Origin of the sequence: Pseudomonas sp. CCC4.1, assembly GCF_035019225.1 — a bacterium.
GTDB lineage: Bacteria > Pseudomonadota > Gammaproteobacteria > Pseudomonadales > Pseudomonadaceae > Aquipseudomonas > Aquipseudomonas bubulae.
The window spans coordinates 39,406-56,592 of record NZ_JASJWL010000012.1; the positions used below are offsets into that span (position 1 = coordinate 39,406).

At 59.6% G+C, this 17,187-nt stretch carries 10 protein-coding genes and 1 riboswitch; of the genes, 4 read left to right on the forward strand and 6 right to left on the reverse strand.

Annotated elements, in window-relative coordinates; all coding sequences use genetic code 11:
- The first annotated feature begins 155 nt into the window (after window positions 1-155).
- The gene (msbA, locus tag QN377_RS07520) at window positions 156-1,964 is read left to right on the forward strand and encodes a lipid A export permease/ATP-binding protein MsbA (RefSeq protein WP_095000924.1); all 1,809 of its coding nucleotides are present in this window, start codon (window positions 156-158) and stop codon (window positions 1,962-1,964) included.
- A gap of 167 nt (window positions 1,965-2,131) precedes the next feature.
- The gene (gene hldE, locus QN377_RS07525; protein WP_095000925.1) at window positions 2,132-3,553 is read left to right on the forward strand and encodes a bifunctional D-glycero-beta-D-manno-heptose-7-phosphate kinase/D-glycero-beta-D-manno-heptose 1-phosphate adenylyltransferase HldE; all 1,422 of its coding nucleotides are present in this window, start codon (window positions 2,132-2,134) and stop codon (window positions 3,551-3,553) included.
- Between the two features lie 110 nt (window positions 3,554-3,663).
- On the opposite strand, the gene QN377_RS07530 is transcribed toward hldE, so the two are convergent.
- The 4 genes from QN377_RS07530 to QN377_RS07545 form a co-directional block, all read right to left on the reverse strand.
- The gene (locus QN377_RS07530) at window positions 3,664-4,620 is read right to left on the reverse strand and encodes a metal ABC transporter ATPase (protein WP_095000926.1); all 957 of its coding nucleotides are present in this window, start codon (window positions 4,618-4,620) and stop codon (window positions 3,664-3,666) included.
- A gap of 41 nt (window positions 4,621-4,661) precedes the next feature.
- The gene (locus QN377_RS07535; protein ID WP_095017692.1) at window positions 4,662-5,474 is read right to left on the reverse strand and encodes an aldo/keto reductase; all 813 of its coding nucleotides are present in this window, start codon (window positions 5,472-5,474) and stop codon (window positions 4,662-4,664) included.
- Window positions 5,471-6,646, reverse strand: a complete 1,176-nt coding sequence (locus tag QN377_RS07540) for an NAD(P)/FAD-dependent oxidoreductase (RefSeq protein WP_095017691.1) — start codon at window positions 6,644-6,646, stop codon at window positions 5,471-5,473. The genes QN377_RS07535 and QN377_RS07540 overlap by 4 nt, the downstream gene beginning before the upstream one ends.
- A gap of 124 nt (window positions 6,647-6,770) precedes the next feature.
- Window positions 6,771-7,103 (reverse strand): DMT family transporter, encoded by a 333-nt coding sequence (locus QN377_RS07545; RefSeq protein WP_095000929.1) that lies wholly within the window; start codon window positions 7,101-7,103, stop codon window positions 6,771-6,773.
- A gap of 145 nt (window positions 7,104-7,248) precedes the next feature.
- On the opposite strand from QN377_RS07545, the gene waaA reads away from it, so the two are divergent.
- Entirely contained in the window at window positions 7,249-8,526 is a 1,278-nt protein-coding gene (waaA, locus tag QN377_RS07550) for a lipid IV(A) 3-deoxy-D-manno-octulosonic acid transferase (RefSeq protein WP_095017690.1), read from the forward strand.
- On the opposite strand, the gene QN377_RS07555 is transcribed toward waaA, so the two are convergent.
- Window positions 8,523-13,205, reverse strand: a complete 4,683-nt coding sequence (locus tag QN377_RS07555) for a dermonecrotic toxin domain-containing protein (RefSeq protein WP_323567616.1) — start codon at window positions 13,203-13,205, stop codon at window positions 8,523-8,525. The genes waaA and QN377_RS07555 overlap by 4 nt on opposite strands.
- 113 nt (window positions 13,206-13,318) lie before the next feature.
- Window positions 13,319-14,755, reverse strand: coding sequence for a TolC family outer membrane protein (locus QN377_RS07560; protein ID WP_095017688.1), 1,437 nt, complete (start codon window positions 14,753-14,755; stop codon window positions 13,319-13,321).
- A 172-nt stretch (window positions 14,756-14,927) separates the two neighbouring features.
- Window positions 14,928-15,033, forward strand: a riboswitch (TPP riboswitch).
- A gap of 154 nt (window positions 15,034-15,187) precedes the next feature.
- Here QN377_RS07560 and thiC point away from each other — a divergent pair.
- The gene (gene thiC, locus QN377_RS07565) at window positions 15,188-17,077 is read left to right on the forward strand and encodes a phosphomethylpyrimidine synthase ThiC (RefSeq protein WP_095000933.1); all 1,890 of its coding nucleotides are present in this window, start codon (window positions 15,188-15,190) and stop codon (window positions 17,075-17,077) included.
- Window positions 17,078-17,187: the final 110 nt, after the last annotated feature.

Here is a 17,187-nt window from a genome sequence, read left to right on the forward strand (position 1 = left end):
TGAAAGGTTCGTTCCAGATTTTGGACGGCCATACTAGCGCACTGGCCCTGTAGTGTCGTTTTTACTGCCCCACGAGGCCGGGCTACAAGCGGCAGTCAGTACACCAGAGAAGCTGTGATAAAGTCAGCTTCCTTTTTTACTAACCGCCGCGTGATATGACCGAATCCAGCCCCAGCACAAGCGAATCGAGCTTGAAGATATATCTGCGCCTGCTCAGCTATGTCCGGCCTTATGTCGGCCTGTTCCTGCTGAGTATCGTCGGGTTTCTTATTTTCGCTTCGACCCAGCCAATGCTTGGTTACATCCTCAAGTATTTCGTCGATGGCCTGTCCAATCCGGACGCAGTGCTGTTTCCTTCCGTTCCCTATTTGCGTGATCTGCGCCTGTTGCAGGTCGTGCCGATCCTGATTGTGTTGATCGCCGCATGGCAGGGCCTGGGATCCTTCCTGGGCAACTACTTCCTGGCCAAGGTCTCCCTGGGCCTGGTACACGACTTGCGGGTTCAGCTGTTCAACAACCTGCTGGTCTTGCCCAACCGCTATTTCGACAAGCACAACTCGGGCCATCTGATCTCCCGTATTACCTTCAACGTGACCATGGTCACCGGTGCTGCCACCGATGCGATCAAGGTGGTGATCCGTGAAGGCATGACAGTCGTATTCCTGTTTGGCTCGTTGCTGTGGATGAACTGGCGCCTGACGCTGGTTATGGTCGCGATCTTGCCACTGATTGCGGTCATGGTGAGCACAGCCAGCAAGAAATTCCGCAAGCAAAGCAAGAAGATTCAGGTTGCGATGGGTGACGTAACCCACGTTGCTTCGGAAACCATCCAGGGCTACCGCGTTGTGCGCAGCTTTGGCGGTGAGGCGTATGAGCGCAAGCGCTTCCTGCAGGCGAGCCAGAGCAACACCGACAAGCAACTGCGCATGACCCGCACCGGGGCTATCTATACCCCGATGCTGCAACTGGTCATCTATGTAGCTATGGGCATCCTGATGTTCCTGGTGCTTTACCTTCGTGGTGACTCGTCGCCTGGCGACATGATCGCCTACATTACCCTGGCCGGCCTGTTACCCAAGCCGATTCGTCAGCTGTCTGAAGTCAGCTCGACGATCCAGAAGGGTGTAGCGGGTGCCGAAAGCATCTTTGAACAGCTGGATGAGAAACCGGAAGTCGATACCGGCACTGTTGAGCGCGACCACGTCACTGGCCGTCTGGAAGTGCGCAATCTGAGCTTCACCTACCCGGACACCGACCGTCAGGTGCTCAGGGACGTGAGCTTTTCGGCCGAACCGGGGCAAATGGTGGCATTGGTGGGGCGTTCCGGCAGTGGCAAGTCGACATTGGCGAACCTGATCCCGCGTTTCTATCACCACACAGCGGGCGAAATTCTGCTCGATGGTGTTGAAATCGAAGATTACCGTCTGCTCAACCTGCGCCGTCATATTGCCCAGGTAACCCAGCATGTGACCCTGTTCAGCGATACCGTGGCCAACAATATTGCCTACGGTGACCTGGCGGGTGCCCCGCGTGCCGACATCGAAAAAGCCGCGCGTGATGCTTACGCGATGGACTTTATCGAGCAATTGCCACAAGGCCTGGACACCCAGGTCGGTGAGAACGGCGTGCTGCTTTCCGGCGGTCAGCGTCAGCGTCTGGCAATTGCCCGGGCGTTACTCAAAAACGCACCGCTGCTGATCCTGGATGAGGCCACCTCGGCGCTGGATACCGAGTCCGAGCGCCATATCCAGGCGGCACTCGACCACGTCATGAAAGGTCGCACCACGCTGGTGATCGCTCACCGGCTGACCACCATCGAGAAAGCCGATCTGATTCTGGTGATGGATCAGGGCCAGATTGTCGAGCGCGGTACCCATGCCGAGCTGATGGCGCAAAACGGTTACTACGCACGCTTGCACTCGATGGGGCTTGATGCGCCTGAGGTCTCCGGCGATATCGCCTGAGGCCTATACTGATACCTGTGGAGGCAGGCCTGCCTCCACGGGGAATCTTCATCTTGAGTCTTGTAGCTCATGTCTGATTCTCATTCGCTGCGATTAATACCGTGAACTGACCTGCGTTCACCCTGTGTTAATATCGCGCCCCTGTTCATTTTGTATGTGGGTTGTCCATGAAGTTGTCCATGCCGCGATTCGATCAAGCCCCTGTCTTGGTGGTAGGCGATGTCATGCTCGACCGTTATTGGCATGGCGGGACCTCACGGATTTCCCCTGAGGCGCCGGTGCCGGTGGTCAAGGTCGAGCAAATCGAAGACCGCCCGGGCGGCGCTGCCAACGTTGCGCTCAACATCGCTGCACTGGGCGCGCCTGCCTCGCTGGTGGGGGTGACCGGCGACGACGAAGCCGCCGACAGCCTGGCCAACCGGCTCAAGGGTGCGGGTGTTCGTGCACTGTTCCAGCGTATTGCGCACCAGCCGACCATCGTCAAGCTGCGGGTCATGAGCCGTCACCAGCAATTGCTGCGTATCGATTTCGAAGAACCGTTTGCCACCGACGCCCTGGCGTTGGGCGCTGAAGTTGAAAACCTGCTTGAAGGCATCAAGGTGCTGGTGCTGTCCGACTACGGCAAGGGTGCCCTGAAAAACCATCAGGTGCTGATCCAGGCCGCACGTGCCAGGGGCATTCCGGTGCTGGCCGATCCCAAGGGCAAGGATTTCTCGATCTACCGTGGCGCCAGCCTGATTACGCCAAATCTCAGTGAGTTTGAAACCATCGTCGGTGGTTGCACCGACGAGGCCGACCTGGTGGCCAAGGGCGCCAAGCTGATGGCAGATCTGGACCTGGGTGCCTTGCTGGTGACCCGTGGCGAACATGGCATGACCCTGTTGCGTCCGGGCTTTGCCGCCATGCACCTGCCGGCCCGTGCCCGAGAAGTGTTTGACGTAACAGGGGCTGGCGATACCGTCATCTCAACCCTGGCCGCAGCCATTGCTGCCGGTGAGGAACTGCCCCACGCCGTGGCCCTGGCCAATCTGGCGGCGGGTATTGTGGTCGGCAAACTGGGTACGGCAGCCATCAGCGCGCCGGAGCTGCGCCGGGCGATCCAGCGCTCAGAAGGGTCGGAGCGTGGTGTGCTGAGCCTTGATCAGCTGTTGCTGGCCATCGAAGATGCGCGGGCGCACAACGAAAAAATCGTCTTCACCAATGGTTGTTTCGATATTTTGCATGCCGGGCATGTGACCTATCTGGAGCAAGCGCGGGCCCAGGGCGATCGTTTGATCGTTGCAGTCAACGATGATGCATCGGTGAGCCGCCTCAAAGGCCCGGGTCGCCCGATCAACAGTGTGGACCGTCGCATGGCTGTACTGGCCGGTCTGGGCGCCGTGGACTGGGTGATCAGCTTTCCTGAAGCCACGCCGGAAAATCTGCTGGCTCAGGTCAAGCCTGACGTGCTGGTCAAAGGCGGTGATTACGGCATCGATCAGGTGGTTGGCGCCGATATCGTGGCCGCCTATGGCGGTACGGTTAAAGTGTTGGGGCTGGTTGAAAACAGCTCGACCACAGCTATTGTCGAGAAAATTCGCGGTCAGTGATCGACCGCACACCCCCTGTGGGAGCGGGCTTGCTCGCGATCGGGTCGACTTGGTCTAACTGAAAAACCGAGTTGTCTGAATCGCGAGCAAGCCCGCTCCCACATTTGTATCTAAGACTTTTTCACCACCTTCCTGAATATCTGCCGCGCCTTGCCGGTCAGGCGCTTGAGCCGTGACTCGGGTTTGGGCGGGGTTAAACCCTGTTGCCGAACCCAATCCTTCCAGCGAATCCGCTCGTCATGGACCACCCAGCCGTCCTGCGGTGCAAAGCTCTCGGCCAGCCGCACGCCACGGGTACTGGCAGGTTGCAGGCGGTCTTTGCTCAGGGTGTATAACTCGGCGCAGGGCCGGCCTTCCGTGAGCGGGATCAGGTACAGATCCGGGCGCTTGCGGTCCAGCCGCGCTACCAGTTGATCCCCTTCAAGCCGCTCTTCGACATGGAAAAGGCTCAGGGACTTGGCCTCTTTGGGCACTTCCAGACGCAGGTCGTAAATCAGTTGCAGCGATGCTGTCGGCAAGTGCACGTAGGTCCGTGGCCGCTCCAGCAAGGGCTGGCTGCCACAGCTTACAGGCCGTGTCGCACCGGACAGGGGGGTCAGGCGAAAGGGCATGGCCTCGCGGTAATGCAGCGCGGCGGCGTAGGGCGCAGGCAGCCATGTTTCATTGAACCGCCCGCTCAGCCAGCCTTCGGGGGTTTCCAGCAGGCACTCTTCGGCAATCTCCTGGATGGCTGTGTGCAGGGGCAGGCTGACCTCGTGGGCTGGCACGTAACCAGAGATCAGCTTGAGCACCACATCGCCCCGATCCTGACGACGCTGACGTACCAGCACCCAGTAGTCGCGACCTTGCCAACTCATGGTCAGTCGCACGGATACGCCAAGGTTGGCCAGCTCCAGCGAAAAACGCTCATTATCGGCAACCTTGACCGGGCGGCGCTTTAGCAGGGTCTGCGCGAAGTTCAACGGCATGCCGATGCTTTGATAGCTCAAGCCCTCTGGCGTGGCTTCGACAAATAACGGCAGGGTTTTGAAGTCGCTGGGGTTCTTGCGGATCAGCATGCGCGGCATGTCGGCTCCTCCTTGCGTCGGGGTCGGCCGCGTCGGCGGCTTCAGGTTTTACGCAGAACCTGCGCAACGGTCGCCACGTTATGGGCCAAGTGCAGCGGATTGATGGTGCCGACAATAGCACTGGCAACCCCGTGATGGCCAAACACCAGTTCGAAGCTGGCGCGCACCGGATCGACCCCAGGGCTCAAGCACACATGCCCGCTGGCCAGCGCCTTTTTAACCAGAATGGCCTTGCCGTGGGCCGCGGCGTAATCGATCACCGGCCGCTCGGCCTGTTCATTGAGGTTGTAGGTGACCATCGCGCAATCACCGGTTTCCAAGGCCTTGAGCCCTCCTTCAACGGTTTTGCCCGACAAGCCGAAACCGCGAATCTTGCCCTCGCGTTTGAGTTCGGCCAGGGTCTCGTAGACCTCGCACTCATTGAGAACCGCAAGGTCATTGCCGTCAGAGTGCACCAGCACCAGATCGATAAAGTCCGTTTCAAGACGTTGCAGGCTGCGTTCCACCGAGCGCCGGGTATGTGCGGCGCTGAAATCATGACTCGACTGGCCGTCGACAAACTCTTCGCCGACCTTGCTGACGATCACCCAGTCCTGGCGCTGACCACGCAATAGCGGGCCAAGGCGTTCTTCACTGCGGCCATAGGCGGGGGCGGTGTCGATCAGGTTGATGCCCAGATCGCGGCTGAGCTTGAGCAGCATCTGCGCTTCGTTATCATCCGGAATCTTGAAGCCGCTGGGGTACTTGACCCCCTGGTCGCGGCCCAGCTTGACGGTGCCCAGCCCCAGTGGCGAAACCAGCAGGCCGGTACTGCCCAGCGGGCGATGGAAGTCGTGCAGGGTTGGCTGGCTCATGGCAAAAGTTGCTCCCACGCGGTTTTTCCCAGGGGTGGACGTGGCAGCGGGGGGAGGGCCGGTGCATTGCCCGGTTTGATTCCGTCGTGCTCCAGCGCTTGCAGCACCCGGTCAGAGAAGTCCGGTGCCAGTGCCAGCTTGGTCGGCCAGCCGACCAGCAGACGGCCCTGGTCCGAGAGAAAAGCGTTGTCCGGGCGTACCAGCCCCGACTGCGCAGGCTCGGCACGGTTGACCCGCAACGTGGCCCACTGCGCCTGGCTCAGGTCAACCCAGGGCAGCAGGTTGCCCAGCTCTTTTTTCGCCACGGCGATTTGCTCGGCAGGTTCGCGAGCCACGCCATCGGCTTCGGCGATATCACCGCCCAGATACCACACCCACTCGCCATTGGCCGCGGGGTGAGTGGTTACCGTAATGCGTGGCTTGGGCCCACCGCCCAGGCAGTGGGCGTACAGCGGCTTGAGGCTGGGCCCCTTGACCAGCACCATATGCAGCGGGCGCAGTTGCTGGGCCGGAACGCTGATGCCGACACTGGCCAGCAGCTCGGCATTGCCGCCACCTGCACTGAACACAATACGCTGGGCGTGAATTTCGAGACCGTCGACCCGCAGGCCAATCAGTTCGTCGTTGTCAAACAGCGGCTCAATCACCTGCCCGGCCAGCAGGCCATCCCCCGCCAACTCCGCCAGACGCTCGATCAGGCTCGGGACGTCGACTACCAGCTCCGCCAGGCGATACACCTTGCCTTTGAAACGTGGATCTTGCAGGGCCGGGGGCAACTGGTCGCCCTTGACCTGATCGACCCGGCCACGCACGGCCTTGCTGGCAAAAAAGCTGGTGAGGTTGCCCGCGAGGGTGCCCGGCGACCACAGGTAATGGGCTTCGGAAAGAAGGCGCACACCACTCAGGTCGAGTTCGCCGTCGCCGGCAAGGGCTTCGCGCCAGCGGCGCGGCATATCGGCGATGGCTTCGGACGCCCCGGTCAGGGCACCGTGCAGCGCATATTTGGCGCCGCCATGAATGATGCCTTGAGATTTCACACTCTGCCCGCCCCCCAGGCTTTCACGCTCGACCACAATCGTGGAGAAGCCCTGGCGACGCAGGCGGGCATTGAGCCAAAGGCCGGCAACCCCAGCGCCGACAATCAGCACGTCGGTGGAAATAACAGATGGCATGGGCGACCTCGGCGTTTAAAGACAAAGACCGCAAGTATACAGCCTGATCCACAACCTGGCCTGAGCCTGTAAACCTGCGTAGCAGCTGCCGAAGGAACGAGGTGTGGTGTTTTCGTTGCTGGATTCAATGCCCCGCTGTTTTCGAGAACAGTTGAATCACCACCACCCCCAGCACAATCAGGCCCATGCCGAGCATGGCCGGGATGTCGAGTTTTTGCCCGTAGATAAACAGCGCTGCGACACTCACCATCACAATGCCCATACCCGCCCACACCGCGTAAGCCACGCCCACGGGAATGGTGCGCACCACCAGGGTCAGCATCCAGAATGCCGTGGCGTAACCGGCAATCACCAGGATCAGCGGCAGCGGTGTACTGAAACCCTTGATCGCTTTCATGGAGACGGTGGCGATGACTTCGGCGCAAATGGCAATGGCCAGGTAATAGTAGGCGTTCATGGTGGAGTCCTGAGTGTGGAGCGGGGCAATTTAGCAGCAAGGCATTCTAGTAGTTGTGAAAGTGTGTAGTGCGTTCTGGTTGCGACAGGGTAGGGAGTATTCGGTGCCATCATCGTGAATACTTTTTCAAGTAAACTCCGCACCCATGAATAGAACTCTCTACACCTTGCTGTTTCATCTGGGGCTGCCACTGGTGGCGATTCGATTGTGGCTGCGGGCGCGCAAGGCGCCCGCTTATGCCCGGCGTATTGGTGAGCGTTTCGCCTTGAATCTGCCGACCCTGCAGCCGGGGGGGATCTGGGTGCATGCGGTCTCGGTGGGCGAGAGCATCGCTGCCGCGCCGATGATTCGTGAGCTGCTAAAACGTTACCCACAGCTGCCAATCACAGTGACGTGTATGACACCCACCGGGTCCGAGCGGATCCAGGCGCTGTTCGCGAATGAGCCGCGTATTCAGCATTGCTACCTGCCTTACGACTTGCCGTGGGCGGCCGCGCGCTTTTTGAATCGCGTGCAACCCAAACTCGCGGTCATCATGGAAACCGAGTTGTGGCCCAATCATATCCATCAGTGTGCCAAGCGCGGCATACCGGTGGCGCTCGCCAATGCCCGCTTGTCGGCACGCTCGGCCAAAGGCTATGGCCGCTTCGCCCGCCTGACCCGGCCCATGCTGGAAGAAATGAGCCTGATTGCCGTGCAGACCGAAACCGAAGCCGAGCGCTTTCGTCAATTGGGTGCGCGACCTGAGTGCGTTGAGGTCACCGGCTCGATCAAGTTTGACCTGACCATCGACCCCCAGCTGCTGGTCGATGCCCGGGAGCTGCGTGAGCAGTGGCAGGCTCTGGCTCGCCCGGTATGGATTGCAGCCAGCACCCACGAGGGGGAGGACGAGATTGTGCTCGCGGCCCATCGGCAATTGCTTGGTCATTACCCCAATGCGTTGCTGATGCTGGTGCCTCGGCACCCGGAGCGCTTCAATCAGGTATTCGAGCTGTGCCAGCGCGAAGGGTTTGCCACGGTGCGCCGTTCCAGTGGCGAGCCGGTCACCGCAAGTACCCAGGTCATGCTGGGTGATACCATGGGTGAATTGCTGTTTTTGTACGCGCTGGCAGACACCGCTTTTGTGGGGGGCAGTCTGGTTCCCAATGGCGGGCACAACCTGCTGGAACCGGCGGCGCTGGCCAAACCGGTGTTGAGCGGGCCACATCTGTTCAACTTTCTGGAAATCAGCGCGATGCTGCGCGACGCCGGAGCACTGGAAGAAGTGGACGACGCCCAAGGGCTGGCGCTGGCGGTACAGCGCTTGTTCGAGTTGCCGCAAGACGCCCGGCGCATGGGCCAGGCGGGCCTTAAAGTCATGCAGCGCAATCAGGGCGCCTTGCAGCGGTTGCTCGATGGCCTGGGACGGTTGATGTCGCGCTAGTCGGCCAGTGGCAGAAACCAGCGTTCGGCCAGGTCTTTACCAATCTGGCCGCGATGCACGTTTACGATGGCAGGGGCAGTTTTAGCCTTGTCCAGCTGGACGATGTAGCTGAATTTTCGCTGCTCTTTTGTCTTCAAGTGAGCGGCCGTGTAGTTCGCTTTCGGGGTATGGGCCTCGTCATAGTGAAAATGGGCATACCACAGCGGGCTGCCCTGGCGGTCGTTGACGGCGTACTCCTGCATATAGTCCTGCCGCTCACCGGTTAACGGGATGCGCTTGCCTAGCCCCGCTATCTGGACCTGTTTCTCATCAATCAGGTACTGCAGGTTGCCATGGGTCGGCGGCAGTTCGAAGCTCAACTTGATGCGCATCTCCCTGCCTTCCCTGATCATTTTTTGGGCAGCACTGCGCATGCTGTCGATCAGGGTCTGATCGTCCTGGGACCTTGAATCCTCGGCTTGGGTCTGCAGGGCCAAGTGCAGTTCAGTGGCCAGCTTGTCGAGCTTATTGGCTTCGCGAATGAGTTCTTCCTCGACTTCCTGCGGGTAGCGGGTACTCATGCTGTGCACTGTGGCCTTGTGCAGATGCCATTCGGACAAGGCGTAAAGTTTGCGCGCATCACCCTTGATGATATTCAGTGCCCGTGTGCGCGGTGATTCAGTGCGCACGGTTTTAATCTCGATCCATTCGTCCTCGTGCTGCAAATAAGTCGACAGTAATTGCTCGTCATAGTCTGAGCGGATTTCAATGACATCACTCAGCCATTCGTTGTCTGCGGGCCGGAGTTCGCCGATCAATTTGCCCTTGCCACGGACATGAATCACTTTTTTGGAGCGACTGCCAGCGGCAGGTGGTGTGCGCTTTCCAGGTCTTTGTGCGGGGGGCTGCGGGGGCGGCTTGATCTCGGCCGCCAGTTGGCGGGTGACATCCTGATAGAGCTCTGTCAGCAACAGACGAAGCTTTTTGAAGTACTCGGGATCCAGTTCATCGGCATACATCAAGCCAATGCCTTCCAGGGCATCCAGCGCCTGGCCGTAGTTCTCCGCGAGGCTGTCCAGTACCTCCAGGCGTTTGTCAGCGTCGATTTCCAGAGTATTGAGCTGGTTATGGGTGTGGGTGTGCTCATTGAGCGGGTCAATGGCGCTATCAAGGCTTTCTTCTGTGAGACTGCTTGCGGAGGGGGTGGAGCTGGCCTGTTTCAGGCAGTCGAGCTGAAAACCCTTGAGAGTCAGGCTGGTATGTCCGGCCGCAGGTATTGAGCGGGCCAGTTCGGTAGCGGCAGCGATGCCCGCTTCGCCGAAGTTGTACAACTGCTCCAGATAGCCGTCTCTTTGCTCGATACGTTCTATCGTGATCTCGTTGATTGCCACCTGCTCGCGGTTTGACTGTGCATACCCCTGGGGGTCTGCCTGTACCGCGGCCTCGATATCAGCGTCCTCTGCATTGAACTGCGGCCACTTGTTGATCAGGGCTCTTTGTTCGTTTGCCGAGACAACCAGGGAGATGATCCGGTTGTCGAAGGACTTCTCCAGCATGGAAATCACGATCGTTTCGTGAAAGGGGATATCAAGCTTGCTGCGTTCCTCGGCAGTGGCCAGCAATGCCTGGTAACCGCTCAACTCCGCGTGCAGTGCGGTTTTGAGCCTCTCGCGTAAAGCGGCGAGCTGCTCGGCAGTGAAGCGTGGGTCTGCCATTGCACTTCTCAGGGCGCTGTGGGTGATATCAACGGCCTTCTGCCGCGGAGCTTCAAGGGGGTAAAAGTCAGTCAGCTGTGTTTGCAGTTCACTTTTACGCCGGGCTTTTTGCGCTTGCAGGGACGCTATGCGTCTGGAGAGGCCCCCAGCCTGTAAACGCAGGCGGGTGTCTACAAACCAATTACCTTTACCATCCGTTCTCAGGTTCGGGCCAATGCGATTGATATCGGTGCTTGAAGAGATGGCGACATTATCTTCGCTGTCGATGTGCACGGGGTACAGCCCTTCACCGAGCAAGGCGTGCCACTTCTGATCAATTAAATAAAGCCCCTTGAACAGGCCGTCGGGTATCGGAGGCGGTAAAGTTTCGGGTCGCGCCACCTTGAAACTGGCCAACAGCTCGCGTCTGCTGGCAGTCAGGCGATCGCTGGCGCTGGCGATGCCCAAGTCCAGCTCGGTGCTGCGGGCACCAGGCAACTCGCCGGGCAGGGCCACGATGCCCGTGACAATTTTGGGCGGCTCCGGCTCCGGCCAGATTTCGGCGATACGGGCCGGCGCCTGCGCTCGCAAGGCCTTGCTCATTAACCCTTCTGGAAGTGGTGTGAGTTTCTGCAGAGCCGTCTGGGACTGGTGGAACAGCAACATGCCCAGGTTAAGCAATACATCGGCGGCTGCCAGCTCGCGAGTCGCGGCGTCACTGCTGGCAAGAGCGGGGATGTCCTGGCTGGCCAGTTTCGCGACACTCAGCAAACCGCCGGTCAGCATGATGGGGGGTGGCAAGCCCGGCAGCAGCAACAGGCTGTTGAAAATCAGGCTACCACCTTCCAGTAGCACCCCCCAGCGGCTTTCCGTATTGGACACCGAATCTGTGTTCGCCTGCTCCACCAGCGCCCTGGCATTACAGCCAAAGAGGTACTGCATCAACTGGCCGTTCTGTAGAAATTGCAGTAACTCGTCGCTGCCGTTGGTGGCCAGCCTGGCAGGCCCCGGCCGTTCAATCGGAGCGAACTCACTGCCAAAACCGAAGCGCAGGTAATGTGGCTCCTTGAAGCCGCCGTTGTCGTAGATCGGACGGGCAATGTCACTCAACCAGGTCAGTACGCTGGTTTGCAGAGGCGAGGGCTCGACAATGGCGTCCAGCAGTGCGTCGCGGGTGCTGAACTCCAGCAGTGATGGCGAGTAAAAAGGCCGGTACAGCACATGTGGCCCATACTCGACGTTGGCCGGCTCGATGATAAACATGTTGCCCACAATGTCGGGCAGGGCTTCGGGGTGGCGTAGCAGGGCCAAATGACGAATGACCACTGCCAGTCCTTCGACCTGTTGCTCAGCGGCGCAGGTGTGTACCACTGCGGCCACATGGCGGGCGCCCAGCGGGGTCAGGCCATTTTGTTTTTTCAGGCTCAGTTCCAGCGCTTCCATCGGCAGTTGCACGCTGGTTTGAGTGGCGAAAAACCTTTCGCGCACCAGGGCGTCGGGTGTGTTGCTCAACAGTGCGTTTTCAAGATACTTGGGGTACACCCTGCCGATATCGACCTTTTCGATCAGCCCGCCGCGTCGGGTGATGTAGTCGGGCGTCAACCATCCTGGCAGTGGCTCCCCCAGGCGATGGCGCAGGCTGAGTGCACCTTCGGGCCGACCGATCAGATTTTTCAGGGACAGCTCGGTCAGGCTCATGGTGGTGCTCTCCACGATGCCGATGGTCCCGGGCAGGCCGGTGGCGGACAGAAAAGTCAGCTCGATATCATTGGGTGCAAACTGATCCATGCGCTCTTGCATGGGGATATCTTGCTCGAATTGTCGCTGGTCGGCGCGCATTTGCCAGTGCAACGCGTCGGCGGCATAGGTGTGGATGTCGCTGATGCCATACAGGTAGGTCTTGCCTTCGCTGGCCTGTTTGGCGGCATACAGGGCAAGGCTGTAATGGCGATAGCGTGCGATGCTGGCCGCTGACGCGTTATTCAGCCATTCGGGCAAGTGGTTTTTGACCGTTGTAAGGCTCTGCAAGGTGGCTTTGGGCGCGTCGGCAAAGTATGCCGAGGTATCCGTGATGGACCTGTAAACCCTTTGCAGTGCCTGCCAGCCGAGACTGGACGGCACTTTTAGCGTGGCTGTGCGTTCAAGTTGCCGGTTCAGAATGGCGGCGGCGCTGGCATCGAAAAAATTGCCCTCCAGCTCAAATTGCTTCATGCGAATTTCTTTTACGGTGTACGAACTGATGATTTTCCTGGCCCAGGCCTGACCCAGTGTGTCCATGCTTTTAAAGGTGAGGGTGTCGCCGTCAGCTTTGCACATCAGCACCTGGTTTCGGGTGACCAGAGCAATCCTTGTATTGAGCCCGGAGTAAACCACCTCAGGATTCAGCAGGGTTGCTTCGAGCCAATAGGCGCGCACAGCGTTCTCGCCATACAGGCGGATACGCTCTTCGAGGTCAGGCGTGGTGATGACCTGGTTGATGGCAGCAAGGGCGGCCGGGTTCAGACCGGTTTGCCGAATTGCCCCAATCGTCAGGGTGTCCCGCATCACATCGCTGAGCCACCGCCAGCGGCTGGTGCCGGTATCGGTTTTTTTTGTCCACCACTGGTGCAGTGCATTCTGCAGGCCGACGGGCAGGCGCCAGGGGAGTTCCTTGACCAGGCTTTCGATAACCTGCATATCCAACTCACCGTCATCGGGCTTGAGCCAGTCGGGGGCGTTATCGGTCAGGTAGTAGGGTTGTGTGTTGACGGGGCTTAAATCCAGCGTGACACCGCTACCCAGGTAATCCAGCACCCGGGGCATGAACGGCTCCAGCGACCAGCCTCCACCGGGCCTGGGCACGGCCAGGCGGGTGCGTTCGAGGCTGATTCGCAGTGAGGGATAGCGCTGTGCAATGGCCGCTGCGAGCATTTGCCGGGCGACCGTTGTGAGTGGGGGCGGGTTGGCGAACTGTGCCCGTACGGCATTTTCGGGCAGGGCGAGGGAGGGCGAGGGGACTGTAGGCATGAGCGTTCCTGTGTTGCGTTCCAGAAGGTCATACGACCGATGCCGTATTAACTTCTGGAGCGTTCAAGGAACGGTGTTAGCTGGATATGTCAGCCAATCAAATTGCGCGAAAGTCAGTTGCCCGGCGAGCGCAGATTGGCTTCGGCGGCCTTGGCCAGGTCCGGTGGCAGAAAGTCCTTGTCCGGGTTGTAGTCGGCTTTCAAATAATGTGACAGCGCTTCCAGATCCCCCGGGTTCAACGTTCCTGCAGCCTGCTTGAGGCGCAGGTTGTCGAGGATGTAGTCGTAGCGGCTGTTGTTGTAATCACGTACCGAGTTGTACAGCTGGCGCTGGGCGTCGAGCACGTCGACGATATTGCGTGTACCCACCTGGTAGCCGATTTCCGTGGCTTCCAGTGCGCTCTGGTTGGAGATGATCGACTGTTTGCGTGCCTGCACCTGTTCAACGTCGGTGTTGACCGCGCGGTGCAGGTTGCGTGTGTTTTCCACCACCTGACGGCGCAAGGCTTCACGCTGTTGTTCGGTCTGGTCCAGGCGCGAGTACGACTCGCGCACCTGGGAGCTGGTCAGCCCGCCGCTATAGATCGGGATATTCAACTGCACGCCGATGCTGCGCTGGGACACGTCGCCGCCGTAACGCTGGTTCAGGGCGTTGGGGTTGCTCAAACCGAAAGCGTCGTTGTCGCCGGTTTTGTACTGTGCCACGGCATCGAGGGTTGGCGCATGGCCAGCCTTGCGCTGCTTGAGGGTTTCTTCGGCGGCGTTTACTGCGTAATTGCTGGCCAGCAGGTTGAGGTTCTGCTGCGCGGCGGTGTCTACCCATGACTTGGCGTCATTGGGCATCGGCGGCAGGATCGGCAAGGTGTGACGCATGCCTTCAATCGCATTGTACTGGCGGTTGGTCAGGGTGATCAGCGATTCAAAAGCGTCTTCGACCTGACGCTGGGCCAGCATCCGGTTGGCCCGCGCCGTATCGTAGCTGGCCTGGGATTGCAGCACGTCAGTCTTGTCCGACAGACCCACGTCAAAACGCTCGCGGGACTGGTCCAGCTGGCGCTTGAACGCGGCCTCTTCGGCCTTGGTCGCCGCCAGTGTGTCCTGGGCGCGCAGTACCGAGAAGTAGGCATTGGCGCTTTGCAGAATCAGGTTTTGCTCGGTGGCCGAGAGTTGCAGTGCAGCCTGTTCGTTGATCGATTCGGCGGCTTTCAACTGGAACCAGCGGTCAATCCGGAAAATCGGCTGTGCCAGCGTGGCCTGATAGACCACGGCGCTGCGGGTGGTGGTCAGCGATGGCTGGTCGATGGCCGTGCGCACGTTGCTCGACTCGGCCCCCCCTGACAGGTTGGGCAGCAAGCCAGCACGGGCCTGGGGCACCACTTCCTTTTGCGCCTCGTAACCGGCGCGGGCCGCCGCCAGGTCGGCGTTGTTGTCGACCGCTTCGTGGTAAACGCTGACCAGGCCGTTTTGGCTGGACAATGGGGCGGTGGTTTCCAGCGCCATTGCGCTGGACGCCCAAGACACGGCGATAGCCAGTGATAGTTTGCGCAGCATGAGCGATCCCTAGTTCAAGAATGCGAAAAATGAAAGCCCGAGTCCGACTCGCGGTTTCAAGAAGTAGCGAGTGTAGTAGTGGTGGCACCTTGCAACAATGCCGTTCTTGCGCCTTTTATCACGCCATTGATTGAGGGGTTGGCGTTCTGCCTCACTCTTCTCTAGACTGGGCGCGTTCTTGTCGGGGTGCCTTGCTATGAGGCTGAGATCGAATAATTTCGGATCCCGTTGAACCTGATCAGGTTAACGCCTGCGTAGGGAACAAGATTTCTCGTCTCCCGGCGAGTCCTCTTGAGTGCTGTCCGGGATTGATTGGTCAAAAAATGATCAATCATTCGAGGCCGTCACTCAGCACCCAGTCCTTGGGTGCATCCGTACATTTTTCAGGTTCTCCCTCCGACAATCCGCCTGGATGCAGTCTGGAGAGCCGTGATGAGTACAAAACCAAAAAACGCGATCAATCTCAGTGATTCGGCCAAGGTCGATGAGCAGTCGGTCAAGCCGTTTACCCGCTCGCAAAAAGTCTACGTACAGGGTTCGCGCCCGGACATTCTGGTGCCGATGCGTGAAGTCAGCCTGGATGTCACACCTACCGATTTTGGCGGTGAAGTGAACGCCCCGGTATTGATCTACGACACTTCGGGCCCGTATACCGACCCGTCGGTGCAAATTGATGTGCGCAAAGGTCTGGGCGATGTGCGCTCGGCGTGGATTGACGACCGTGACGACACCGAGCGCCTGCCGGGCCTGAGCTCCAACTTTGGGCAGATGCGCCTTGAAGATGCAGAGTTGACCAAACTGCGCTTCGCCCACGTGAAGAACCCGCGTCGGGCCAAGGCCGGTGCCAACGTCAGCCAGATGCACTATGCGCGTCAGGGCATCATCACCGCCGAGATGGAATACGTCGCCATCCGCGAAAACATGAAGCTGCAGGAAGCCCGCGCCGCCGGTTTGCTTGACCAGCAGCATCCGGGCCACAGCTTTGGCGCGAGCATCCCGAAAGAAATCACCGCCGAATTCGTGCGTGATGAAATCGCCCGCGGCCGCGCCATCATCCCGGCCAACATCAACCACGTTGAGCTGGAACCGATGATCATCGGTCGCAACTTCCTGGTGAAGATCAACGGCAATATCGGCAACAGTGCGCTGGGCTCTTCTATTGAAGAAGAAGTGGCCAAGCTGACCTGGGGCATTCGCTGGGGATCGGACACGGTCATGGACCTGTCCACCGGCAAGCACATTCACGAAACCCGTGAGTGGATCATCCGCAACTCGCCGGTGCCGATTGGTACGGTGCCGATTTACCAGGCGCTGGAAAAGGTCAACGGCGTGGCCGAAGACCTGACCTGGGAGCTGTTCCGCGACACCCTGATCGAGCAGGCCGAGCAGGGCGTGGACTACTTCACCATCCACGCAGGTGTGCTGCTGCGTTATGTGCCGCTGACCGCCAAGCGCGTGACCGGGATTGTGTCCCGTGGTGGTTCGATCATGGCCAAGTGGTGCCTGGCGCACCACAAAGAAAACTTCCTTTACACCCACTTCGACGAAATCTGCGAAATCATGAAAGCCTACGACGTCAGCTTCTCGCTGGGCGATGGCTTGCGTCCGGGATCGATTGCCGACGCCAATGACGCGGCGCAGTTCGGCGAGCTGGAAACCCTTGGCGAGCTGACCAAGATCGCCTGGAAGCACGACGTGCAGTGCATGATCGAAGGCCCTGGCCACGTGCCGATGCAGTTGATCAAGGAGAACATGGACAAGCAGCTGGAGTGCTGTGACGAGGCGCCGTTCTACACCCTCGGCCCGCTGACCACCGACATTGCGCCGGGTTACGACCACATCACCTCGGGCATTGGTGCGGCGATGATCGGCTGGTTCGGTTGCGCCATGCTTTGCTACGTGACGCCCAAGGAACACTTGGGCCTGCCGAACAAGGATGACGTGAAGACCGGGATCATCACCTACAAGATCGCGGCCCATGCTGCCGACCTTGCCAAGGGTCATCCAGGCGCTCAGATCCGCGACAACGCCCTGAGCAAGGCGCGTTTTGAGTTCCGTTGGGAAGATCAGTTCAACCTGGGCCTGGATCCGGACACGGCGCGCTCCTATCACGACGAAACGCTGCCCAAGGATTCGGCCAAGGTCGCGCATTTCTGCTCCATGTGCGGGCCGAAGTTCTGCTCGATGAAAATCACCCAGGAAGTTCGTATCTACGCCGCCAACCAGCGCATAGATGCCATCGACGTGGATGTGGCCAAAGGCCTGGCCGAACAGGCCGAGCGCTTCAAGCAGGAAGGCAGCCAGTTGTACAAGAAAGTGTGATGTGAGCAGTCCCCTTGTGGGTGCGGGCTTGCTCGCGATTGCAGCACCTCGGTGATTCAGCTGCACCGAGTTGATTGCATCGCGAGCAAGCCCGCTCCCACAGGGTTTTT